Below are 24,498 nucleotides of genomic sequence, written 5' to 3'. Positions count from 1 at the left end.
GATAAAATTTCGTAAGATGAAGTTTTTTATTAATGTTATTAAAGGCTTACCCCTTTTTCTTCATCCATGGCCTCGCTATAGCGGGGTTATTTTCGTCTAAATAAAGACTAGTTACAGGTTGGTTGTATGAATGCGAATGCCGAAAACCAAGAAAGCGAAAGCAAAATGGATGGCCTGAAATGGGTCGTAGTTTTTGCTTTGCTAGCTGCTGCTGTGGTTGGTAATTACCTGTACAGTGATGTTTCTGTTGTGCTGCGTACATCTGCAGTAATTGCTCTAGTAGCAGTTGCTGGGATCACTGCCGCATTTACAGCAAAAGGTAAAGCCGCGATTCGTTTTGCAAGTGAGTCGCGCATGGAAGTCCGCAAGGTGGTATGGCCTACTCGTCAGGAAGCTACGCAGACAACCTTTATCGTTCTAGCAGTCACTGTAGTGATGGCGTTAGCCCTTTGGGGTATCGACGGCATTATGGTCCGTTTAGTACGCCTAGTTACCGGCGTGTGAGGTAAGAATTCATGAGCGAAGCTCCAAAAAAACGATGGTATGTAGTACAGGCTTTTTCAGGTTTTGAAGGCCGAGTTGCACAGTCACTACGCGAACATATCAAAATGCATGGTATGGAAGAGCACTTTGATGAAGTTCTTGTTCCTACAGAAGAAGTAGTTGAAGTTCGTGCAGGTCAGCGCCGTAAGAGTGAGCGTAAGTTCTTCCCAGGTTACGTACTGGTACAAATGGTGATGAACGACGAAACATGGCACTTAGTACGCAGTATTCCACGTGTTATGGGCTTCATTGGCGGAACATCTGATCGCCCAGCTCCGATTTCTGATAAAGAAGCGGATGCGATCCTAAACCGTCTACAGCAAGCTAGTGAGTCTCCTGTTCATAAAACAGTATTTGAACCTGGTGAAGTTGTTCGTGTGACTGATGGCCCATTTGCTGACTTCAATGGTACAATTGAATCAGTAGATTACGATAAGAGCCGCGTGAAGGTTTCTGTATCGATTTTCGGTCGTGCAACACCAGTAGAACTAGAGTTCGGTCAAATCGAAAAGAACTGATCAAATTCTGTTCAAGTTGTATTGTCAGGGGCGTGAGATTAGGCTATAATTTCGCGCCCTTTCGTTAGACGGGGAGTCTGTTTGTTTAAAAATAGACGTTTGAACCCAAATTTAGGTATATAGCAATGGCTAAAAAAGTAGAAGCTTACATCAAGCTGCAAGTTGCAGCTGGTATGGCGAACCCTAGTCCACCAGTTGGTCCAGCTCTTGGTCAACATGGTGTTAACATCATGGAATTCTGTAAAGCGTTTAACGCTAAGACTGACTCAGTAGAGAAAGGTCTTCCAACTCCAGTTGTTATCACTGTTTACAGTGACCGTTCATTCACGTTCGTAACTAAGACTCCACCTGCAGCAGTTCTTCTGCTTAAAGCAGCTGGCCTTAAGTCTGGTTCTGGTCGTCCGAACACTGAGAAAGTAGGTACTGTAACTGACGCTCAGATCCAAGAGATCGCTGAGACTAAAGCTGCAGACATGACTGGTGCTGATATTGAAGCTATGAAGCGTTCAATTGCTGGTACTGCTCGCTCAATGGGCCTAGTGGTAGAGGGTTAATAAGATGGCTAAACTGACTAAGCGCATGCGCGTTATCCGTGACAAAGTTGACTCTACTCGTGAGTACGAAATCAACGAAGCTGTTGCTCTTCTAAAAGAACTAGCTACTGCTAAATTCAATGAAAGTGTTGACGTTGCAGTTAACCTAGGCATTGATGCACGTAAATCTGACCAAAACGTACGTGGTGCAACTGTACTACCAAACGGTACTGGTCGTGACATCCGTGTTGCTGTATTTACTCAAGGCGCAAACGCTGAAGCTGCTAAAGAAGCTGGCGCTGAGCTTGTAGGTATGGAAGATCTAGCTGACCTAGTTAAGAAAGGCGAGATGAACTTCGACGTAGTTATCGCATCTCCTGATGCAATGCGCGTTGTAGGTCAACTTGGTACTATCTTAGGTCCTCGTGGTCTTATGCCAAACCCTAAAGTTGGTACTGTAACTCCTAACGTTGCTGAAGCAGTTAAAAATGCTAAAGCAGGTCAGGTTCGTTACCGTAACGACAAAAACGGTATCATTCACACTACTATCGGTAAAGTGAACTTCGATGCCGCTCAACTACAAGAGAACTTAGAAGCTCTTCTAGTTGCACTGAAGAAGGCTAAGCCATCTTCAGCGAAAGGTACTTTCATTAAGAAAGTAAGCATCTCTACTACTATGGGTGCAGGCGTAGCGTTAGATCAGAACTCTCTGAAAGCAAACGTAGCGTAATAATTTGCAGAAGCGACAAGTTCGTGTATAATTTGTCGCTTCCGAATTCGTGGCTGGGGCTAATTGCTTGCAGTTAGCCTCCGTCAAAGACCGTAGGTGTTTTTCGGAACTTAATATTTACCTACGTAGACGGTGCCAGAGCATGATTGATGTATGTCTTTCTTGGATCTGCGCCGTAAGACTCTCCTGCTATTTGAGCAGTGAGTGGTGTCAAACAATCCAGGAGCAAATCCAATGGCATTAAATCTTCAAGACAAAAAAGCAATTGTTGCTGAAGTCAACGAAGCTGCCAACGGTGCACTTTCTGCTGTTGTTGCTGACTCTCGCGGTGTTACTGTGGGTGCGATGACTACTTTACGTAAGCAAGCTCGTGAAGCTGGCGTATACGTTAAAGTTGTTCGTAACACACTAGCACGCCGTGCAGTAGAAGGTACTGACTTCGAATGTCTAAAAGACGTTTTTGTTGGTCCTTCTCTAATCGGTTTCTCTAATGAGCACCCAGGTGCTGCAGCGCGTCTTTTCAAAGACTTCGCTAAAGAGAACAAAGCATTCGAGATCAAAGCAGCTGCATTTGAAGGCGCTGTTGCAAACGTTGAAGTACTAGCAACTCTACCAACTTACGACGAAGCTATCGCACGCCTAATGATGTGCATGAAAGAAGCGTCTGCTGGTAAACTTGTACGTACTATCGCTGCAGTACGTGATCAGAAAGAAGAAGCTGCTGCTTAATAGCAGAGTTTTATCTGGTTACTATTTAAACTTATTGTTGACTTTAAAAGAGAATTGTTATGTCTATCACTAACGAGCAAATCCTAGACGCAGTTGCAGAAATGTCTGTAATGCAAGTTGTTGAGCTAATTGAAGCTATGGAAGAAAAATTCGGTGTTACTGCTGCAGCTGCAGTTGTAGCAGGCGGCGCAGCTGCAGACGCAGCTGAAGAGCAAACTGAATTCGACGTAATCCTAACAGCTTGTGGCGCTAACAAAGTTGCTGTAATCAAAGCAGTACGTGGCGCAACTGGTCTTGGTCTTAAAGAAGCTAAAGCAGTAGTTGACGGCGCTCCAGCACCTCTAAAAGAAGGCGTTGAGAAAGCTGAAGCTGAAGCTCTTAAAGCTCAATTAGAAGAAGCTGGTGCTTCTGTTGAAATCAAGTAATAATTATTTGATTTCATAGCCTTTTATGGCTATTGGCTGGTGGCAAATTGCCACCGGCCTTTTTGCGCTGTAGGGCAGTGGTAATTTTCACCTTGTTTTGTATCCACTGTCTAGCAAAAAAACGACCCTGATTTCATTGGGTTGTTCCTACACATAAACAACGTTTAGTCACTACCCCCCGTGTGTATTGGGGTAGTTTGGATCACTTATCAGCGATCTGAGGAACCTATGGTTTACTCTTATACCGAGAAAAAGCGTATCCGTAAGGATTTTGGTAAGCGTCCGCAAGTGTTGGATGCTCCATACTTGCTGTCGATCCAGCTTGATTCTTTCCAAAAATTTATCGAGCAGGATCCAGAAGGGCATTACGGTCTAGAAGCTGCCTTTCGCTCTGTTTTTCCAATCCAGAGCTACAATGGCAATTCCGAGCTGCAATACGTTAGCTATCGTCTCGGTGAGCCGGTCTTCGATGTTAAAGAATGTCAGATTCGTGGCGTAACTTATTCTGCTCCACTGCGTGTGAAGCTACGTCTTGTCATGTACGATAAAGACGCGCCGGCTGGCACTGTAAAAGACATTAAAGAACAAGAAGTTTACATGGGCGAAATTCCGCTCATGACAGATAACGGTACATTCGTTATTAACGGTACCGAGAGGGTTATCGTATCCCAGCTACACCGTAGCCCGGGTGTCTTCTTCGACAGCGATAAGGGTAAGACCCACTCCTCAGGTAAAGTGTTATATAACGCTCGCGTAATCCCTTACCGTGGTTCATGGTTGGATTTCGAGTTCGATCCTAAGGACAGTGTATTCGTACGTATCGACCGTCGTCGTAAATTACCTGCGTCTATCATCCTTCGTGCACTTAACTACACAACAGAACAGATCCTTGACATGTTCTTCGAAAAAATTCATTTCGAAGTTCAAGGTAAATCTCTTGTTATGGAGTTGGTACCGGATCGTCTACGTGGCGAAACTGCAAGCTTTGATATCGAAGCGAACGGTACAGTTTACGTAGAGCAAGGTCGTCGTATCACTGCTCGTCATATTCGCCAATTAGGCAAAGACGGCATTGATCACATCGAAGTACCAGTTGAGTACATCGTTGGTAAGATCGCATCACGCGATTACATCAACGAAGAAACCGGTGAACTGATTGTAGCGGCTAACCAGGAATTAAGCCTGGAAGCATTAGCACTTCTATCTCAGGCGGGTCATAAGTCTATTGAAGTTCTGTTTACGAACGATTTAGACCACGGTCCTTACATGTCAGATACCCTACGTATCGACAATACAACTGATCGTCTAAGTGCATTGGTAGAAATCTACCGTATGATGCGCCCTGGCGAGCCACCAACACGTGAAGCAGCTGAGCAACTTTTTGAAAGCTTGTTCTTCTCAGAAGATCGTTACGATCTATCTGCTGTTGGTCGTATGAAGTTCAACAGTTCTCTACTTCGTGAAGAGACTACAGGTCCTGGTATCTTAGACCACGCAGACATCATTGATGTTATGCGTAAACTGATCGATATCCGTAACGGTAAAGGTGAAGTTGATGATATCGACCACCTTGGTAACCGTCGTATTCGTTCTGTTGGCGAAATGGCTGAAAACCAATTCCGCGTTGGTCTAGTACGTGTTGAGCGTGCTGTGAAAGAGCGTCTAAGTTTAGGCGATCTTGATGCAATCATGCCTCAAGACCTAATTAACGCTAAACCTATTTCTGCGGCAGTGAAAGAGTTCTTCGGCTCTTCTCAGTTGTCACAGTTTATGGACCAAAACAACCCACTGTCAGAAGTTACTCACAAACGTCGTATCTCGGCGCTTGGTCCAGGTGGTCTGACTCGTGAGCGTGCTGGCTTTGAGGTTCGAGACGTACACGCGACGCACTACGGTCGTCTATGTCCTATCGAAACGCCTGAAGGTCCAAACATCGGTCTAATCAACTCGCTATCTGTTTTTGCGCGTTGTAACCCTTACGGTTTCTTGGAAACACCTTACCGTAAAGTGGTAGACGGAAAAGTTACAGACGATATCGAATACCTATCAGCAATCGAAGAAGGTCTATACGTTATTGCACAGGCTAACGCCGCGCTTAACGAAGACGGTTCATTTGCTGACGAATTGATCACTGCTCGTCAGAAAGGTGATTCAGGTCTGCACCCACGTGACCATGTTCAATACATGGACGTTGCAACCAACCAGGTTGTATCTGTGGCGGCATCTCTGATCCCGTTCCTAGAACACGATGATGCTAACCGTGCCCTAATGGGTGCGAACATGCAACGTCAGGCAGTTCCAACTATCCGTGCTGATAAGCCGCTAGTAGGTACTGGTATTGAGCGTCAAATCGGTGTTGATTCTGGTGTTACAGCTGTAGCTAAACGTGGTGGTACAGTTCAGTCTGTAGATGCATCTCGTATCGTTATCAAAGTTAACGACGACGAGTTGATCCCTGGTGAAGCAGGTATCGATATCTACAACCTAACTAAGTACACGCGTTCTAACCAGAATACATGTATTAACCAGCGTCCAACCGTGCTACCTGGCGAGCCAGTATCACGCGGTGATGTTCTTGCTGATGGTCCTTCAACAGACCTTGGTGAGCTAGCGCTTGGTCAAAACATGCGTATCGCGTTCATGCCTTGGAACGGTTACAACTTCGAGGATTCCATCTTAGTTTCTGAGCGTGTAGTTCAGGAAGATCGTTTCACAACAATCCACATTCAAGAGCTTTCTTGTGTGGCGCGTGATACGAAGCTGGGTTCTGAAGAAATCACTGCTGATATCCCTAATGTGGGTGAAGCTGCGCTTTCTAAGTTGGACGAGTCAGGTATCGTTTACATCGGTGCTGAAGTGAAGGGTGGTGACATCCTAGTTGGTAAAGTGACACCTAAGGGTGAAACACAACTAACACCAGAAGAGAAGCTTCTACGAGCTATCTTCGGTGAGAAAGCATCTGATGTTAAAGATTCATCTCTACGTGTTCCTGGTAGCGTTACTGGTACGATCATTGATGTACAAGTATTCACTCGTGATGGCGTTGAGAAAGACAAGCGTGCTCTTGAAATTGAAGAGATGCAGCTGAAAGAAGCGAAGAAAGACATCACAGAAGAATTCCAGATCCTTGAGGGTGGTCTTCTTGCTCGTGTTCGTACGCTTCTACTATCTGCGGGTTACGGCGAAGACAAGATTGCTTCAATGAACCGCGATGCACTATTCGCTGTTACGCTTGATGACGAAGCTTTACAAAACCAGTTGGAACAGCTTGCAGAGCAGTATGATGAACTGAAAGCTGAGTTCGATAAGAAGTTTGAAACTAAGCGTCGTAAGATCACTCAAGGTGATGACCTAGCACCTGGCGTACTTAAGATTGTTAAAGTATACCTAGCTGTACGTCGTCGCATCCAACCGGGTGATAAGATGGCGGGTCGTCACGGTAACAAGGGTGTTATCTCTAAGATTAACCCTGTTGAAGACATGCCTTACGATGAGAAAGGTCAAACGGTTGATATCGTTCTGAACCCACTGGGTGTACCGTCTCGTATGAACATCGGTCAGATCCTTGAGACTCACTTAGGTCTTGCGGCGAAAGGTATCGGTGACAAACTTAACGATATGCTTAAAGAGCAGCAGGAGTTACACAAGTTCCGTAACTTCCTACAACGCGTATACAACCTAGGTGATACTCGCCAGAAAGTTGATATCGAAGCTCTTACTGATCAGGAAGTGCGTACTCTTGTACAAAACCTTCGTAAAGGTCTACCTATTGCAACACCTGTATTTGACGGCGCACCTGAGTCATCAATTAAAGAGTTGCTAAAACTGGGTGATCTACCTGAATCAGGTCAGCTAACGTTGTTTGATGGCCGTACTGGTGATGCATTTGAGCGTCCTGTAACTGTTGGTTACATGTACATGCTTAAACTGAACCACTTGGTTGATGACAAGATGCACGCCCGTTCTACCGGTTCTTACAGCCTTGTTACTCAGCAGCCGCTGGGTGGTAAAGCTCAGTTCGGTGGTCAGCGTTTTGGTGAGATGGAAGTATGGGCGCTTGAAGCATACGGCGCAGCATATACCCTTCAAGAAATGCTAACCGTTAAGTCAGATGACGTTAACGGCCGTACGAAGATGTATAAAAACATCGTTGACGGTGATCATCGTATGGAACCAGGTATGCCGGAATCATTCAACGTATTGTTGAAAGAAATCCGCTCGTTGGGTATTAACATCGAGCTGGAAGACGAATAAGACTGGGTTAGTCACCTATACTTATTAGTTACTCCGGTATAAATATGAAGGCGCCAGTAGACTGGCGCCTTTATGGGTCAACTCCTCACAGGAGCCGAATGTGAAAGACTTACTTAAGTTTCTGAAAGCACAACATAAGACCGAAGAATTTGATGCAATCAAAATCGGTCTAGCTTCACCTGACATGATCCGTTCATGGTCTTTTGGTGAAGTTAAAAAGCCAGAAACAATCAACTATCGTACCTTCAAGCCTGAGCGTGACGGTCTTTTCTGTGCACGTATCTTTGGCCCAGTAAAAGACTACGAGTGTCTTTGTGGCAAGTACAAGCGCCTGAAGCACCGTGGTGTGATCTGTGAAAAATGTGGTGTTGAAGTTACTCAGACTAAAGTACGCCGTGAGCGTATGGGTCACATTGAGCTTGCTTCACCTGTTGCCCACATCTGGTTCTTAAAGTCACTGCCATCTCGTATCGGTTTGTTAATGGACATGCCTCTACGTGATATCGAGCGTGTACTTTACTTTGAATCATACGTAGTTATTGAACCTGGTATGACCAACCTTGAGCGTAGCCAGCTGCTTTCTGAAGAGCAGTACTTGGATGCACTTGAAGAGTGGGGCGACGAGTTCGACGCTAAGATGGGCGCAGAAGCGGTTAAAGCACTTTTAGGCAACATGGACCTAAATGCTGAAATCGAAAATATGCGTGAAGAGTTAGAAGAAACTAACTCTGAAACTAAGCGTAAGAAGCTAACTAAGCGTCTTAAGCTAGTTGAAGCTTTCCTACAGTCAGGTAACAACCCAGAGTGGATGATCCTGTCTGTACTGCCAGTTTTACCACCGGATCTACGTCCTTTGGTACCACTAGACGGCGGCCGTTTCGCGACTTCAGATCTGAATGATCTATACCGTCGTGTTATTAACCGTAACAACCGTCTGAAGCGTCTTTTAGACCTGGCTGCTCCTGATATCATCGTACGTAACGAAAAGCGTATGCTTCAGGAATCTGTTGATGCATTGCTAGATAACGGTCGTCGTGGCCGCGCTATCACTGGCTCTAACAAGCGTCCTCTGAAATCTCTTGCTGATATGATCAAGGGTAAACAAGGTCGTTTCCGTCAGAACCTTCTTGGTAAGCGTGTAGACTACTCAGGTCGTTCTGTTATCACAGTAGGCCCATACCTACGTCTGCATCAGTGTGGTCTTCCTAAGAAGATGGCACTAGAGCTATTTAAGCCATTCATCTACGGTAAGTTAGAGACTCGTGGTCTTGCTACGACAATCAAAGCTGCTAAGAAGATGGTTGAGCGCGAAGAAGCAGTAGTTTGGGATATCCTAGACGAAGTTATTCGTGAACACCCAGTAATGCTTAACCGTGCACCAACACTGCACCGTCTAGGTATTCAGGCGTTTGAACCAATCCTAATCGAAGGTAAAGCGATTCAGCTTCACCCACTTGTGTGTGCGGCATACAACGCCGACTTCGATGGTGACCAGATGGCGGTTCACTTGCCGTTGACGCTAGAAGCACAGCTAGAAGCACGTGCTCTAATGATGTCAACAAACAACATCCTTTCACCAGCATCTGGTGATCCGATCATCGTACCTTCTCAGGACGTTGTATTGGGTCTTTACTACATGACGCGTGAGAAAATCAACGCGAAAGGTGAAGGCATGTACCTTGCTGGACCAGCTGAAGCTGAGAAAGCATACCGTACTAAGATGGCTGAGCTTCACGCTCGCGTTAAAGTACGTATTACAGAATACGTGAAAGACGAGCAGGGTAACTTTGTTGAGAATACTCAACTTGTTGATACTACTGTTGGTCGTGCAATGCTATGGCCTATCGTACCGAAAGGTCTGCCATTTAGCCTTGTAAACACTGAAGCACTAGGTAAGAAGCAAATCTCTAAGCTTCTTAACACTTGTTACCGTAAGCTGGGCATGAAAGATACTGTTATCTTTGCTGACCAAATTATGTATACAGGTTTTGCTTACGCTGCACTTTCTGGTGTATCTGTTGGTATCGACGATATGGTTGTACCTGCGGCTAAATACACTAAGATCGCTGAAGCTGAAGCAGAAGTTGCTGAAATTCAAGAACAGTTCCAGTCAGGTCTTGTAACTGCTGGTGAACGTTACAACAAAGTTATCGATATCTGGGCTACAGCGAACGAACAAGTTGCTAAAGCGATGATGGATAACCTGTCTTTTGACACTGTTATTAACCGTGACGGCGTTGAAGAGCAGCAAAAATCGTTCAACAGTGTATACATGATGGCCGACTCTGGTGCTCGTGGTTCTGCTGCACAGATTCGTCAGTTGGCGGGTATGCGTGGTCTGATGGCTAAGCCAGATGGCTCAATCATCGAAACGCCGATCACTGCGAACTTCCGTGAAGGTCTAAACGTACTACAGTACTTTATCTCTACTCACGGTGCTCGTAAGGGTCTTGCGGATACCGCACTTAAGACAGCAAACTCAGGTTACCTAACGCGTCGTCTAGTAGACGTAGCGCAAGACGTAGTGATCACAGCTGATGACTGTGGTACTTACGCTGGTATCACCATGATGCCTCTAATCGAGGGTGGTGATGTTAAAGAACAACTTGGTGATCGTGTTCTTGGTCGTGTTGTTGCTGAAGACGTTCTAAAACCGGGTACAGAAGAAGTTCTAGCACCACGTAATACGCTTCTTGATGAGAAGTGGTGTGAGATCCTAGAAGCAAACTCTGTAGACCAAGTTAAAGTACGTTCAGTTGTAACGTGTGAAAATGACTTCGGTTGTTGTAAGTTTTGTTACGGTCGTGACCTTGCTCGTGGTCACTTGGTTAACTCTGGTGAGGCAGTGGGTGTTGTTGCTGCTCAGTCAATCGGTGAACCGGGTACACAGCTTACGATGCGTACGTTCCACATCGGTGGTGCGGCATCAGCAGCGGCAGCAGACAATAGCGTTGTAGTGAAAACTACAGGTTCTATGAAGCTGCACAATGCTAAGTTCGTAACGAACAATGCTGGCAAGCTTGTAATTACTTCTCGTGCATCTGAACTAAGCATCATTGATGAGTTCGGCCGTACGAAAGAGAACTACAAACTGTCTTACGGTACTATCTTAAGCAAAGGTGACGGTGCAGACGTTGTTGCTGGTGAAACAGTAGCAAACTGGGAAGCGCACACCATGCCAATCATCACTGAAGTGGCAGGTCGTATCCAGTTCGTTGACATGATCGACGGCGTAACAGTTTCTCGTCAAACAGATGACCTAACAGGTCTATCTTCAAGCGAAGTTACTGATGCTGCAGCTCGTCCAGCAGCAGGTAAAGATATGCGTCCAGCTATCAAACTTGTTGATGCTGATGGTAATGATGTAATGATCCCTGGTACTGATATGCCAGCTCAATACTTCCTACCTGGTAAGGCGATTGTTCAGCTTGACGACGGCGCTATGGTTGGTATCGGTGATACGCTTGCACGTATTCCGCAAAAATCTGGCGGTAACAAGGATATCACGGGTGGTCTACCACGCGTTGCTGACTTGTTCGAAGCACGTAAGCCAAAAGAACCAGCTATCTTGGCAGAAATTACCGGTACAGTATCGTTCGGTAAAGAAACTAAAGGTAAGCGTCGTTTGATCATCACTCCAAGTGAAGGTCAGCCGTACGAAGAGATGATCCTGAAGCATCGCCAGCTTAACGTTTTCGAAGGTGAAAAAGTTGAGAAGGGTGACGTAATCGCTGATGGTCCAGAAACTCCGCACGATATTCTACGTCTACGTGGTGTACACGCAGTTGCAGAATACATCGTTAACGAAGTTCAGGAAGTTTACCGTCTACAGGGCGTTAAGATTAATGATAAGCACATTGAGACTATCATTCGTCAGATGCTACGTAAGGTAACTATCACTGTTGCTGGTGATTCTGAGTTCCTAGAAGGCGAGCAAGTTGAATTCTCTCGCGTAACGATTGCTAACCGTCAGCTTGAAGCTGAAGGTAAGACTCCTGCAAGTTACTCTCGTGACTTACTAGGTATCACTAAAGCATCGCTTGCGACTGAGTCATTCATCTCAGCAGCATCGTTCCAGGAAACAACGCGCGTACTAACAGAAGCAGCTGTTTCTGGTAAGCGTGATGACCTACGTGGTCTGAAAGAGAACGTAATCGTGGGTCGTCTGATCCCAGCGGGTACAGGTTTCTCTTACCACCAACGTCGTCAACAGCAGCGTGATGTTGAGCTTGAGCCAGTAGCACCACAAGTTGATGCAGAGCAAGCCTCTCAAGACTTAGCGGCACTATTGAATGCAGGTCTTAACGACGAGAATTAATTCTCAACGTGACTGATTCTAAAAGGCATCCTTCGGGGTGCCTTTTTTATTGTCTGTAATAAATGTCAGGCTGGTGGACGGTTCATATAAGGAGAGTAATAGAGAGGTGTCGGATAGTGTGTAATGAAGTGGCAGCCGGTGTACTGCCACATATTATAATGGCTAGGCTATGCGCCAGGAGGGCAAGATAGACTGTCGCTGATCAGCTCAATCAGTTTATCTTCAAGGGCAAAGCGAAGTTCCATTAGCTCACCCACTTGAGATAAGTCTTCATCAAAATTTTCGAGTAAATCGTCTTTTTTAACTTCGCTGTATTTATCATTGAAGTTCAATAATGGATCTGTCGTTAAAGTGATTTTTGCGTAAAGAGTGGAAATTTCTTCGGTGGGTGAATAACCTGTTTGATGCCAGCGCTCCATTACGTTATCGTAAATTTTGAAGTGACCCGCTGAAATATAATCAACTAGAGCTTCACTGAATAACGATAATTGAGAGGCGGTAGGAAGTTGGCGGTTAGCCTCTTCTTTCGGGGCTAAGCCTGCTAGTTTACAATAATCGATAAGCAGTTGTTGACGCATCATCAGCCATTGGTCAATGACGTCATTATGACCGCCCCATTCTTTTTTGACTTGTTCGAATTTACTAAGCATGAGCACGTCCTCATGATCTTGTCGGTATCGTTAAATCGATAGTCGATGATCTTTCTCTTTTCAAAGAGAGCTAGTTGTTCGGATAACTACTTGGTTTCAACTTTAGATTGCCAGTAATTAATAGCATCTGCAAGGAAGAATGTAATAAAAATGTTAAAAAATGAGAATGTGGCATATAGCTGCGAAACCCTGAATGGTAAAATACTACTTGAAAATAGTAAGCTTCCATTGCGAGCAATGTCTGATTTAGCGACTAAGATGAGTGATATTCGACAAATAGGTACGTTTAATGGGATACCTGTTTATTGGGGAGAAGCTAAGTTTTTAGACGATTCAGACGTTTTCTATAGTTTGCGCGAATTATTAAATGAAGATTCAGGGCTTTTTAATCTTGTCGGACGAGCAATCCAATTATCTCATATGCTCTATCAACAACACTTTTGCGGACGCTGTGGTCATGAAGCAATGTTGTGTGAAGACCAATTGGCAATGCAGTGTCAAACTTGTAAGGCAATAGATTATCCACGTGTTTCGCCTTGTATTATTGTCGCGGTACGTAAAGATGAGAAAATTTTGCTCGCGCAGCATCCCAGACATAAAACAGGTATGTATACCGTGATTGCGGGTTTTGTTGAAACTGGTGAAACACTAGAGCAATGTGTTGCACGTGAAGTATTGGAAGAAACAGGCATTACTGTTGCGAATATTCAATACTTTGCTAGTCAGCCGTGGGCATTTCCCTCTAATCTGATGATGGGATTTACTGCTGATTACGCCAGTGGTGATATTAAGCCTGATTATGAAGAGTTAACCGACGCAATCTGGGCTGATGCGGAGCATTTACCTCAGTTACCGCCACAAGGGACAATCGCACGTCGGTTGATAGATCATACGCTGTCTTTTTCAAGCTAGCCCTGTAATGATTAACAATCAGGTTTAACGCGTTATCGTATCGTTATTTCCTATTGATAGAATAAGATATGTTCTATTTTGTTCTGAGTAATGAATGATACAATAAATGCAGAATTTACCCATGGAGTCTCAAATGAGCGAATTAAAGAATGACCGCTACCTACGTGCGTTGTTAAAACAGCCTGTTGATTACACGCCGGTGTGGATGATGCGCCAAGCGGGTCGTTATCTCCCTGAATACCGTGAAACACGTAGCGTTGCAGGTGACTTTATGTCGCTATGTAAGAACGCTGAGCTAGCAAGTGAAGTCACATTGCAGCCACTTAAGCGTTTTCCGCTTGATGCTGCTATCTTGTTCTCAGATATCTTGACGATTCCTGATGCAATGGGTCTTGGCTTATACTTCGAAGCCGGCGAAGGCCCTAAATTCCAACGTCCTATTACTTGTAAAGCTGACGTAGATAAAATTGGTTTACCTGATCCTGAAGGTGAGCTGCAATACGTAATGAATGCAGTTCGTCAAATTCGTCATGATCTGCAAGGTGAAGTACCGTTGATTGGCTTCTCTGGTAGCCCATGGACATTGGCGACTTACATGGTTGAAGGTGGTAGCTCTAAAGCTTTCACTAAGATCAAGAAGATGATGTATGCAGAGCCACAAACACTACACCTATTGCTAGATAAGTTAGCTGATAGTGTTACTGAATATCTAAATGCACAGATCAAAGCCGGTGCACAGGCTGTGATGGTGTTTGATACTTGGGGTGGTGTATTAACCCCACGTGATTACAACGAATTCTCGCTGCGTTACATGCATAAGATTGTAGATGGCTTAATTCGTGAAAATGAAGGTCGTCGTGTACCTGTTACGCTGTTTACTAAAAATGGTGGCATGTGGCTTGAGCAAATTGCAGCGACGGGCTGTGATGGCGTAGGCTTAGATTGGACCATTGATATCGCAGAAGCGAAACGTCGCATCGGTGATAAGGTTGCACTACAAGGTAATATGGATCCATCCATGCTGTATGCGCAACCTGAACGTATTCGTCAAGAAGTAGCAACGATTCTTGAAGGATTTGGTGACGGTGGTACAGGCCATGTCTTTAACTTAGGTCATGGTATTCACTTGGATGTTCCGCCTGAAAATGCTGGTGTCTTTGTTGAAGCCGTACATGAATTATCGAAGCCTTATCATAAATAATTTGCCAAATTGATATGATAAAACTGAAACCCACGCAATAGCGTGGGTTTTTTTATCTCTAAACTTGGTCTTTGATTGCTAAATGCTGGTGGACGTATTGGCGAATATAAGGAACGACATCTGATTCAAACCATGGGTTCTTTTTAAGCCAAATGGCATTACGAGGCGATGGGTGAGGCAATGGAATGTAGCGGGGTGCCCATTGTTGCCATTGCCTTACGGTTTCTGTGAGTGTTTTCGGCTTACCTTGTAAATAATAGTTTTGTGCGTATTGTCCGATCAGTAATGTCATACCGATATTAGGCATCAGATCAAGTACTGGCTGATGCCATTTTGGTGCACACTCTGGGCGAGGTGGTAAATCACCAGTTTTCCCTTTTCCTGGATAACATAAACCCATCGGCATAATGGCAATGTGTTCTGGGTTATAGAAGGTATCTTTGTCCAGCCCAAGCCATTGGCGTAGACGATCACCGCTAGGATCATTGAATGGGATCCCTGTTTGATGGACTTTTAATCCGGGCGCCTGCCCAATAAGCAATAACCTAGCTTTAGAGCTAAATTGAATTACTGGTCGAGGTGCTAGGTGATCTTTGCAGATCTCGCAGTGGTGAATAAGATCGCGTAAGTTATCAACTTGTTTCATCTTGTTTGTACGTTCAAATATAGTTGCACTTTTAATATCCACTTTTAAAATCAATAAGATAATTTAGATCTTGATGTTGTTTAAAGCGGAGGTAATTAGTTTTGAATATCTCTATGACTTGTTCTGGAAAACTTTCTGCCGCTATATGTGGAGTGATACTGATTTTTGGATGGTGCCAAAAAGGATGATCTTGGTTAAGTGGCTCTTGCTTGAAAACATCAAGGTAAGCATGGTTGAGCTGTTTATTATCAAGCGCATTAATTAAGTCTGATTCAACAACAGTATTACCTCTACCGACATTGAAAAAAAGTGCATTACGACAGTGGGACCAGCATTGTTGGTTATAGATATCATTCGTCTGCTCTGTTGATGGCAGAATAGAAACAATCACATCTGCCTTGCTGAGTGCGTGCTGCAATTCTGTAATTGGATACGTTTGAGTAAAATCAGTAGAGGCTGATAAGCCTTGCCTGTTGACACCAATGACCGAGAAATTCAATGCTTTTGCCGTTTTTGCGAGTATACAGCCGATGCTTCCTGTACCTATGATTACCATGGTTTTACCACTGACAGATTGATAAGGGATTGGCTGCCATAAAGATTGTGTTTGTTGCTGTGCGTATTGGTGGAAGTGACGATAGTAATTAAGGCACTGACCAATAACATATTCACTGATCAAAGGGCCAAAATATCCTTTAACGTTAGTGAGTAAATAATCTTGTCTTAGATGAGGTTTAATGAGGGCATCAATACCTGCAAATGTTGATTGTAACCACTTTAGTTTGGGTAATTGTTCGAGTTGGTTGGCGATCAAAGGAGGATCCGCTAGAATTATGCTTGCTTGCGAAGGATCATCGGTTAAGCAAAGGTCCGGTAACTGCGCCTGTGCCAATAATTGGGTATAGCGTTGTTGTTGCTTTGATATTACTGAAACTTTGATCATGCTTTTCCTTTAGCCTTATTCGTTTATCAAGTAAACTTCACTTCAAATCACTACTGTAGATTATCTCATGCTTAAAAATCCGATCCAGTTACGCTTAGAAAAATTAGAACCGTGGCAACACCTGACATTTATGGTGTCTTTGTGTGAGCGTATGTACCCAAATTATGTATTTTTCTGTGCAGAAACAGGATTTGCTGATTCTTATAAATATCGAGTGATCTTAGATAGCGTCTGGGAGATTTTGACCGTTAAAAACGCCAAAATTAACTTCGAGAATCAGCTAGAAAAATTAGAAGATATGGTGCCAAGCGAAGATGAGTTTGATATCTACGCGGTAAGCCCTGCGATTGATGCGTGTGTTGCACTTGCTGATCTTCTTCATGCGATGTTAGATCGTGATCTTATGATGGAAACAGTGATCAAACTAAGTGCTTTATCGGCAGAAACTGTTGCTAATCTTGAGTACGCACAAACAGGTATCGAGATCACTAACGATAATCAAAAAGAAAATGAAGCTGTATGTGCGGAATGGGATACCCAGTGGGCGATTTTCCGTGCATTAAAAGAAGCTGAAACACGTGATATTGAATTGATTAAAGATCTTCGTGCAGAGTTGCGTGATGAGCCTGTCAGTAATATCGGTATTGAGCTCTAACAGCTATATCGCTATGACAGTAAAGAAAGAGCCTAAGGGCTCTTTTTTTGTATCGGTGAAAGTGCGTTTTTCAGCATAAAAATATTTCGTTATATAAGCAAAATATCGTAGAAAAGACTGTTATTTCATCATTTGTATTGTTTATGTTTCAGTATGTTTTGGGCTTGTGAAGTTTTTAGTTCTGGTTTTTTATTTGAAAACCAGTGAATATCACTGCTTGTTGGTTTAACTTTGCACCATTCCACTTATTTTATTTTGGCTATTGTAATTCAATCCCTTCGCCGTTTATAACATTACAGCGCCGTAGCACATTGTTTATGGCAATAATGGTTTATTCACGAGGAGGTACAATGCATACATTTATAGCAATGACATTCGCTACCTGTTTTTGTGGTCGTAATATTACTGCGCAATATGCGATGTGTGACGGTAATATACGCCAACTCCTCATGCTCTCTCTAAAACGTATTTAGAGCTGGCAACTTATATTTAAACATTACTGTCAGCTTGCGAAGAAGCTGATAGGTCCTTTGAAACATATTCCCATCTCGCTTCCTCCAAGCTGAAAGTCACAATCAAAGGAATACTATGTTAAGTGCACGCAATATTGCCGCATTAGGCTTTATGACATTCGCCATGTATTTAGGCGCGGGAAACTTAATCTTCCCTCCATTCTTAGGCTATCAAGCTGGTGATAACTTTCTAAGTGGCATGACAGGCTTTCTTTTAACTGGAGTGGGTTTACCTGCGATTGCGCTGGTGATTGTCGCTTGGGTTCGAGGCTCTGATAACTTAACCGCTGCATTACCGAAACCTTTAGCAACTAGCTTTTGGGTGATGTTGTTTATTGTGATTGGTCCTGCTTTTATTATTCCTCGTACGATCACCGTGGCTTACCAATTTAGTCTTGCTCCCTTCATGGGTGATGTTGGTCTCATCCCTTTTTCTATAGCATTTTGTATCGCCGCTATTTTGTTCTCGTTATATCCCGGTAAGCTGGTGGACACTTTAGGCAAATGGTTAACGCCAATACTGCTAACGATTTTAGGTGTGATGGCTGTTGTCGCTATTTTATATCCTTCAGGTTATGTCACTGAAGCAACGGGAGCTTATGTTAATGGAGCGATGGCTGAAGGTTTAACCCAAGGTTATATGACGATGGATGCGTTAGGATCGATTGGTTTTGGCTGGGTTATCTTCCGTGCTATTGAAGGCATGGGCGTTAAAGAGCCTAAAGCAATTGCAAAATACACGTTAATTGCGGCGCTTATGTATTCAAGTGCAATGGCATTAGTGTACTTGTCTCTTGCTTATATTGGCGTAACAAGTGAAGGGCTAGGGTTAAACTTCACCAATGGTGGTGAGATCTTAACTGCTTTCACCAATTATCATTTTGGTGTGTTTGGTACTTTGTTATTAGGTGCGGTATTAGTCTTGGCGTGCTTAACAACGGCGATTGGGGTGACAACTGCGGGTAGTGAGTTTTATAGCCGTACTTTCACACCGGTGACTTATCGTAAAAGTGTTATTGTGATCATGGTGCTATCAGGCGTTATTGCTAACGTTGGTTTATCGCAATTGTTGAAAGTGACATTACCTGTGGTTGTTGCGTTACACCCTATTGCGATTTCATTACTGATTATTGCGCCGTTACGCCATCAATTATCACAAAAGATGGTACTAGCAACCTTAGCCGTTGCGATGATTTTTGGCTGTATTGATGCAACGCATATTCTTGAAGCGATGCCAGCACAGATGGATAAGGTACTAGAGGTTAATCTACCGTTATATCACTATTACGCAGGTTGGATTTTACCTACGGTAATCACTTTGGTTATCGGATTAATTGCGCAGCGTTTGACAGTAAAACGCCAAGTACTGACTAAAGAATACTAATGTACTGAGTAGTTTAAAGAGATAATAAAAAAGGGACCGAAAGGTCCCTTTTTTCATGATGGAGGATTATTTCTCTTCATCATTATTTTGAATTACACCATGCTTTTTCTTCCACTTTTCCCAACGCTGGAAAGCCAGTTGCTGCATGTCAGTATTTTTATCGGCTTCATCGACAATTTCTTCACCCACCAGGCTTTCGAAAATATCTTCTAAGGTCACTAGACCTTGTACTGTGCCGTATTCGTCAACGATTAAGATAAGCTGTGAACGTTCCTGCATTAAGCGTTCAAAAGCCTTAGGTACGCTAACGTTATTCATAATAACGGGTAGTGGGCGCATTAATACACCGAGCTCTTGACCCCCTTTACCCGCTTGGCTTTCTGCAAATAGCTCTAGGCGGTGAACGAAACCGACAATGTTGTCACTCTGCTCGCTATATACCAATGGACGAGAGAACGGGCTATTTTTATGCTGAGACAAGAATTCATTAATGGTTTGCTCTGCATCAACACGAAATAGCACCGGACGTGGCGTCATAATTTTCGTTACGCTTACATCACGGAATTGCAGTAAGTTGGTTAGGATTTTTGACTCGCCTTCACCTAACTCACCTGTTTCGTGTGCTAGTAATGCCATTGCTGAAATTTCATCACGTAATTTTGGTTGCTCATGACCGCGTGATAAACGACGAGTAATTTGCTCTGATACCCACACTAGAGGGATCAAAAGCAATACCATCCAACGCAACATAGTCGCTGAGAATGGTGCAAGTTGACGCCAGTAAGTTGCACCAATGGTTTTTGGCACAATTTCAGAGAGTAATAAAATACCTATTGTTAATACGCCCGAGAACACACCTAGCCACTCACTACCAAATACGATAGTCGCTTGTGCACCTGCGGTTGCAGCACCGATGGTGTGAGCAATGGTGTTTAGGGTCAAGATCGAGGCAAGAGGCCGATCAATATTATCTTTGAGCGCGGTGAGTTTTGCCGCCGCCGGGTGATTCTGTTGGCGTAATGTGGCGATATAACTTGGTGAAATACTAAGTAACACCGCTTCTAATACGGAACAAATAAACGAAACACCAATCGCAACGGAGATGTAAATCGTAAGGAGTACCATGTCAACCTATCAGTAAATTAGCGAATATCCGCTATATTAATCGGGGCTAGACAGAATAAATACAACTATTTTCATGCAGTATTTAGTAACATTTTGTGAACTTGCGCTCAGATTGTGGTTAAAGAGTCCGCACCTGAGTCGAATAAAGCAGACAAACCTTTGCCACACGGGCTTCTTTTGAATTAGAGTTGTCCCGTCTTACGAAAAAACCTTAGAAGGGAAACCTAATGAACAAGACCCAACTGATTGACCTGATCGCAGAAAAAGCGGATCTATCTAAAGCACAAGCAAAAGCAGCTTTGGAATCTACTCTTGACGGCATTACTGATGCGCTAAAAGACGGTGACCAGGTTCAACTAATTGGCTTTGGTACATTTAAAGTAAACCATCGTGCAGCTCGCACTGGCCGTAACCCACAAACTGGTGCTGAAATTCAAATTGCTGCAGCTAACGTTCCTGCGTTTGTTGCTGGTAAAGCACTAAAAGATGCATTGAAGTAATTGTGATACCGCCAGAATGAATTATTCGTCTGGCGGTTTTTTTATGTCTAAAATTTCATTTCTCTTTCCTTTTCTTCTTCCTCTCGTTCTTTCTGGATGTGTTGCAGGAAACCTTGCTGATAACCCCGCATTACCGATCACTAAGGTGAATGTTGCTGAGCAAAAATCAGATGGTACACATATCTATTGGTATTTATCCCGCCAGAATGCTCCTGAACGGCTAGGAGAGCGTGTTTATAATACCAAGCAAGGTGATTATCAAAGTGATTATCAATGGCAGTCTGGTAAGCTTAAGACGCTGTTACAACAAGGTGATCGGTTAATCGATGGGCAGCAAGTTCCCTTTGAATTACAACTTCGCTTCGATAGCCAAGGCGTTGCAGTTTATCAACGCTATAAAGAAGATGGTCATATCTTACCGTTAACGACAAATGAGATAGCAGAGCTTAAACAGCACAGCGAATATTTAATCGATCAGGTTGAACGATTAAAAAAATCAAAACAGTATTTTGAGCAAGGTTATAGGCAGCAACAACAGCTGATCTCTTGTCAAACTCAACAACCGATCGCTATTGATGATCCTAATGTATTATCCGTATTTGACCCATCGGGATATTGGGCGGCAATTGGCAAGCAGAAAAACGGTAAGTTAACAATTAATAAGCTGTTACCGGATGTGGTGAGTGAGGCTTGTCTACAAGCACCGATATTGATTGATACTAAGCAATAAATGCTTGTTAAAAAGGCAATAAAAAACGCGCTGATTAAGCGCGTTTTTTTAACTCAGGAGGAATGAGTTTTATTGTTGCTCACGAGCAATAGCACGATAACCGATATCGTCACGATGGAACATGCCATCCCACGAAATTTGTTTTGCCAGCGCATAAGCGCGTTGTTGTGCTTCAAGGACAGTATCGCCCATCGCCGTTGCGCATAACACACGACCACCGTTAGTAACGATATTACCGTTGTTATTTGCAGCACCTGCATGGAAGACTTTTTCGCCTGCGATTTCTTGTTGTGGTAAACCTGAAATCACATCTCCTTTGTTGTAGCTTGCAGGATAGCCGCCAGCTGCTAAAACAACACCGATAGAAGCGCGAGGATCCCACTTAGATTCTACAGTATCGAGTTTTTCATCAATTGCTGCTAAACAAAGTTCAACTAAATCCGACTGCATACGTAGCATGATAGGTTGGGTTTCTGGATCACCAAAACGACAGTTATATTCGATCACTTTAGGTGTACCATCGCTCATGATCATCAAGCCTGCATAAAGGAAACCTGTGTAAGGTGCGCCTTCTGCAGCCATTCCTTCAACCGTTGGGTAGATCACTTCTTTCATCACGCGGTCATGGATCTCTTGCGTAACAACAGGAGCAGGAGAATAAGCACCCATGCCACCCGTGTTAGGGCCAGTATCGCCATTACCGACACGTTTATGATCTTGGCTGGTGGCCATAGGTAGGACGTTTTTACCATCGACCATTACGATGAAACTGGCTTCTTCACCATCTAAGAACTCTTCGATAACTACGCGGTGACCGGCTTCACCAAACGCATTGCCAGCGAGCATGTCGCGTACGGCATCTTCGGCTTCTTGCTCTGTCATTGCGACAATCACACCTTTACCTGCCGCTAAGCCATCCGCTTTTACTACAATCGGTGCGCCTTTTTGCTTTAAGTAAGCAAGAGCGGGTTCGATTTCAGTAAAGTTTTGATATTCCGCCGTTGGAATATTATGGCGAGCAAGGAAGTCTTTAGTGAAAGCTTTAGAACCTTCAAGTTGCGCTGCGGCTTCTGTTGGACCAAAGATGGGCAGTTTAGCGGCGCGGAAGGCATCAACCACACCAATAACCAGTGGCGCTTCTGGGCCGACAATGGTTAAACCAATTTGATTATTTTGCGCAAATTCGACTAATGCTGCGATGTCTTCAACACCAATCTCAACATTTTCCAGTTTTGGTTCAAGTGCTGTACCGGCATTACCAGGAGCAATAAATACGGTTTCTACTTGTGGGTTTTGTGCAACTTTCCAGCCTAATGCGTGTTCACGGCCGCCGTTACCAATGATCAGTACTTTCATCGTTAATCCTTATTGCTTCGCGCTAAATACTTAAAAATCTCTGCTCTTTAAAAAAGAGCAGAGACTAAATCGTTATTGTTTATTCACTTAAGTTTGTGATGACAACTTAGTGGCGGAAGTGGCGCATACCGGTAAATACCATCGCCATGCCATGCTCGTCAGCGGCAGCAATGACTTCGTCATCACGCATTGAACCACCTGGTTGGATAACACAAGTAATGCCTGCTTCTGCTGCTGCATCAATACCATCACGGAACGGGAAGAATGCATCTGATGCCATTACGCTGCCCGCGACTTCTAGGTTTTCGTCTGCAGCTTTAATACCTGCAATTTTGGCAGAATAAACGCGGCTCATTTGGCCAGCGCCGACACCGATAGTCATATTGCCTTTTGCATACACAATCGCGTTTGATTTCACGTATTTTGCTACTTTCCAGCAGAATAGCGCATCACGTAGCTCTTCATCTGTTGGTTGACGCTTGGTAACTACGGTTAAATCGCTTAGTGATACCATGCCTTGGTCACGGTCTTGAACCAATAAACCACCATTTACACGTTTAACGTCAAAGCCAGTGGTTTTGGTTGTCCATTCGCCACACTCAAGTAGACGTAAGTTTTTCTTGGTCGCTATAACGGCTGTCGCTTCTGCTGATACTTTCGGCGCGATAATAACTTCGACAAATTGACGATCAACAATCGCTTGTGCGGTTGCTGCATCTAATTCACCGTTGAACGCAATAATGCCGCCAAATGCTGAGGTTGGGTCAGTTTTGTAAGCGCGATCGTAGGCTTCAAGTAAATTGTCACCGAGTGCTACGCCACATGGGTTAGCATGCTTTACAATCACACAAGCAGGTAAATCGAATTCTTTCACACACTCAAGTGCAGCATCAGTATCTGCGATGTTGTTGTATGATAGCGCCTTACCTTGAAGTTGTGTTGCCGTTGCGACAGAAGCTTCTTGTGGGTTTGCTTCAACATAGAATGCTGCTGCTTGGTGGCTGTTTTCACCGTAGCGCATGTCTTGTTTTTTCTCGAACTGCTGATTGAAAGTGCGTGGGAACTTCGATTCTTCATCACCTTCTTTGTTGTCGCCGTAAGATGGCACCATAGTACCGAAGTAGTTGGCGATCATGCCGTCGTAAGCTGCAGTATGTTCAAAAGCCGAGATAGCTAAATCGAAACGTGTTGCCTGAGTTAGTGAGCCATTGTTCGTGCTAATTTCTGTTAGTACACGGTCGTAATCGTGCGCATTAACGACAATCGCTACATCTTTATGATTTTTCGCAGCAGAGCGTACCATTGTTGGTCCACCGATATCGATGTTCTCAACTGCATCGGCTAGCGTACAACCGGCTTTGGCAACAGTTTCAGCGAAAGGGTAAAGGTTAACAACAACCATATCGATAGGGTTAATGCCGTGCTTTTCCATTACTTCGTCGTCAGTACCACGACGGCCTAGTACGCCACCGTGAACTTTTGGGTGAAGGGTTTTTACACGACCATCCATCATTTCTGGGAAACCGGTGTAATCAGAAACTTCAGTGACTTGAATGTTTTTCTCGGCAAGTAAACGAGCGGTACCGCCAGTCGATAAGATTTCTACGCCGCGATTGGCAAGAGCCTGTGCGAATTCCACAATACCTGTTTTGTCTGATACGCTGATCAGTGCACGGCGAATAGGACGAGCGTTTTCCATGGCTACTATCTCTTTTAATTACACGGTGAATAGAATATTTCCCAAGACCAAGCCCATTTGGTGTGAATTGGTTTTGGGAAATATCCTGATTCTCATCACATCAACAAAGCGTAGGTGATGACAATAGTGATTTAT

The 24,498-nt window shown here is 44.0% G+C and carries 21 protein-coding genes; 15 read left to right on the top strand and 6 right to left on the bottom strand.

Features of this window, described 5'->3' with window-relative positions; genetic code table 11:
• Positions 1 to 126 precede the first annotated feature (126 nt).
• The 8 genes from secE (at position 127) to rpoC (ending at position 12,050) form a co-directional block, all read left to right on the top strand.
• A complete protein-coding gene (gene secE / locus BTO08_RS14285; protein WP_005372715.1) occupies positions 127 to 504 on the top strand; it encodes a preprotein translocase subunit SecE in 378 nt (125 codons plus the stop codon).
• A gap of 11 nt (positions 505 to 515) precedes the next feature.
• Positions 516 to 1,061, top strand: a complete 546-nt coding sequence (nusG, locus tag BTO08_RS14280; RefSeq protein WP_045084741.1) for a transcription termination/antitermination protein NusG — start codon at positions 516 to 518, stop codon at positions 1,059 to 1,061.
• Positions 1,062 to 1,186: 125 nt separating this feature from the next.
• Complete coding sequence (gene rplK / locus BTO08_RS14275) at positions 1,187 to 1,615, top strand: 50S ribosomal protein L11 (RefSeq protein ID WP_005372708.1); 429 nt, start codon at positions 1,187 to 1,189, stop codon at positions 1,613 to 1,615.
• A gap of 4 nt (positions 1,616 to 1,619) precedes the next feature.
• On the top strand, positions 1,620 to 2,324 hold the full coding sequence (gene rplA, locus BTO08_RS14270) for a 50S ribosomal protein L1 (protein ID WP_005372706.1): 705 nt from the start codon (positions 1,620 to 1,622) through the stop codon (positions 2,322 to 2,324).
• Between the two features lie 234 nt (positions 2,325 to 2,558).
• Positions 2,559 to 3,053 (top strand): 50S ribosomal protein L10, encoded by a 495-nt coding sequence (gene rplJ / locus BTO08_RS14265; RefSeq protein ID WP_105061415.1) that lies wholly within the window; start codon positions 2,559 to 2,561, stop codon positions 3,051 to 3,053.
• 59 nt (positions 3,054 to 3,112) lie between these two features.
• Positions 3,113 to 3,478 carry a 50S ribosomal protein L7/L12 gene (gene rplL / locus BTO08_RS14260; RefSeq protein WP_105061414.1) on the top strand — a complete coding sequence of 122 codons (366 nt, stop codon included), beginning with the start codon at positions 3,113 to 3,115 and terminating at the stop codon, positions 3,476 to 3,478.
• A 228-nt stretch (positions 3,479 to 3,706) separates the two neighbouring features.
• Complete coding sequence (rpoB, locus tag BTO08_RS14255) at positions 3,707 to 7,732, top strand: DNA-directed RNA polymerase subunit beta (protein ID WP_105061413.1); 4,026 nt, start codon at positions 3,707 to 3,709, stop codon at positions 7,730 to 7,732.
• Positions 7,733 to 7,832: 100 nt separating this feature from the next.
• Positions 7,833 to 12,050, top strand: a complete 4,218-nt coding sequence (rpoC, locus tag BTO08_RS14250; protein WP_105061412.1) for a DNA-directed RNA polymerase subunit beta' — start codon at positions 7,833 to 7,835, stop codon at positions 12,048 to 12,050.
• 167 nt (positions 12,051 to 12,217) lie between these two features.
• Here rpoC and rsd read toward each other — a convergent pair whose 3' ends face one another.
• A complete protein-coding gene (rsd, locus tag BTO08_RS14245) occupies positions 12,218 to 12,700 on the bottom strand; it encodes a sigma D regulator (protein WP_105061411.1) in 483 nt (160 codons plus the stop codon).
• Positions 12,701 to 12,850: 150 nt separating this feature from the next.
• On the opposite strand from rsd, the gene nudC reads away from it, so the two are divergent.
• Both nudC and hemE read left to right on the top strand, forming a co-directional pair.
• Complete coding sequence (gene nudC / locus BTO08_RS14240) at positions 12,851 to 13,612, top strand: NAD(+) diphosphatase (RefSeq protein ID WP_105061410.1); 762 nt, start codon at positions 12,851 to 12,853, stop codon at positions 13,610 to 13,612.
• 133 nt (positions 13,613 to 13,745) lie between these two features.
• Positions 13,746 to 14,813, top strand: coding sequence for a uroporphyrinogen decarboxylase (gene hemE / locus BTO08_RS14235; RefSeq protein ID WP_005372689.1), 1,068 nt, complete (start codon positions 13,746 to 13,748; stop codon positions 14,811 to 14,813).
• Positions 14,814 to 14,871: 58 nt separating this feature from the next.
• Here the strand turns inward: hemE and BTO08_RS14230 are convergent, their stop codons facing one another.
• Both BTO08_RS14230 and BTO08_RS14225 read right to left on the bottom strand, forming a co-directional pair.
• The gene (locus BTO08_RS14230) at positions 14,872 to 15,459 is read right to left on the bottom strand and encodes a uracil-DNA glycosylase family protein (protein ID WP_105061490.1); all 588 of its coding nucleotides are present in this window, start codon (positions 15,457 to 15,459) and stop codon (positions 14,872 to 14,874) included.
• A gap of 31 nt (positions 15,460 to 15,490) precedes the next feature.
• Complete coding sequence (locus tag BTO08_RS14225; protein ID WP_105061409.1) at positions 15,491 to 16,402, bottom strand: D-2-hydroxyacid dehydrogenase; 912 nt, start codon at positions 16,400 to 16,402, stop codon at positions 15,491 to 15,493.
• Between the two features lie 67 nt (positions 16,403 to 16,469).
• Between BTO08_RS14225 and BTO08_RS14220 the strand changes: the two genes are divergently transcribed.
• The 3 genes from BTO08_RS14220 to brnQ all read left to right on the top strand — a co-directional run bounded on the left by BTO08_RS14220 (position 16,470) and on the right by brnQ (position 18,953).
• The gene (locus BTO08_RS14220; protein WP_005372684.1) at positions 16,470 to 17,057 is read left to right on the top strand and encodes a YjaG family protein; all 588 of its coding nucleotides are present in this window, start codon (positions 16,470 to 16,472) and stop codon (positions 17,055 to 17,057) included.
• Between the two features lie 350 nt (positions 17,058 to 17,407).
• On the top strand, positions 17,408 to 17,530 hold the full coding sequence (locus BTO08_RS22500; protein WP_255418321.1) for a hypothetical protein: 123 nt from the start codon (positions 17,408 to 17,410) through the stop codon (positions 17,528 to 17,530).
• Positions 17,531 to 17,645: 115 nt separating this feature from the next.
• Positions 17,646 to 18,953, top strand: coding sequence for a branched-chain amino acid transport system II carrier protein (gene brnQ, locus BTO08_RS14215; protein WP_105061408.1), 1,308 nt, complete (start codon positions 17,646 to 17,648; stop codon positions 18,951 to 18,953).
• Between the two features lie 66 nt (positions 18,954 to 19,019).
• On the opposite strand, the gene BTO08_RS14210 is transcribed toward brnQ, so the two are convergent.
• On the bottom strand, positions 19,020 to 20,078 hold the full coding sequence (locus BTO08_RS14210; RefSeq protein ID WP_005372680.1) for a CNNM domain-containing protein: 1,059 nt from the start codon (positions 20,076 to 20,078) through the stop codon (positions 19,020 to 19,022).
• A 227-nt stretch (positions 20,079 to 20,305) separates the two neighbouring features.
• Here BTO08_RS14210 and hupA point away from each other — a divergent pair, with 227 nt between their 5' ends.
• Entirely contained in the window at positions 20,306 to 20,578 is a 273-nt protein-coding gene (gene hupA, locus BTO08_RS14205; RefSeq protein WP_005372678.1) for a nucleoid-associated protein HU-alpha, read from the top strand.
• Between the two features lie 43 nt (positions 20,579 to 20,621).
• On the top strand, positions 20,622 to 21,308 hold the full coding sequence (locus BTO08_RS14200) for a DUF1481 domain-containing protein (RefSeq protein ID WP_242446270.1): 687 nt from the start codon (positions 20,622 to 20,624) through the stop codon (positions 21,306 to 21,308).
• A 69-nt stretch (positions 21,309 to 21,377) separates the two neighbouring features.
• Here the strand turns inward: BTO08_RS14200 and purD are convergent, their stop codons facing one another.
• Positions 21,378 to 22,664, bottom strand: coding sequence for a phosphoribosylamine--glycine ligase (gene purD / locus BTO08_RS14195; RefSeq protein WP_105061406.1), 1,287 nt, complete (start codon positions 22,662 to 22,664; stop codon positions 21,378 to 21,380).
• 106 nt (positions 22,665 to 22,770) lie between these two features.
• Positions 22,771 to 24,363 carry a bifunctional phosphoribosylaminoimidazolecarboxamide formyltransferase/IMP cyclohydrolase gene (gene purH, locus BTO08_RS14190; protein WP_105061405.1) on the bottom strand — a complete coding sequence of 531 codons (1,593 nt, stop codon included), beginning with the start codon at positions 24,361 to 24,363 and terminating at the stop codon, positions 22,771 to 22,773.
• Positions 24,364 to 24,498: the final 135 nt, after the last annotated feature.

It is taken from the genome of Photobacterium angustum (assembly GCF_002954615.1).
Taxonomy (GTDB): domain Bacteria; phylum Pseudomonadota; class Gammaproteobacteria; order Enterobacterales; family Vibrionaceae; genus Photobacterium; species Photobacterium angustum_A.
This window is presented reverse-complemented; position numbering and strand designations above follow the sequence as displayed.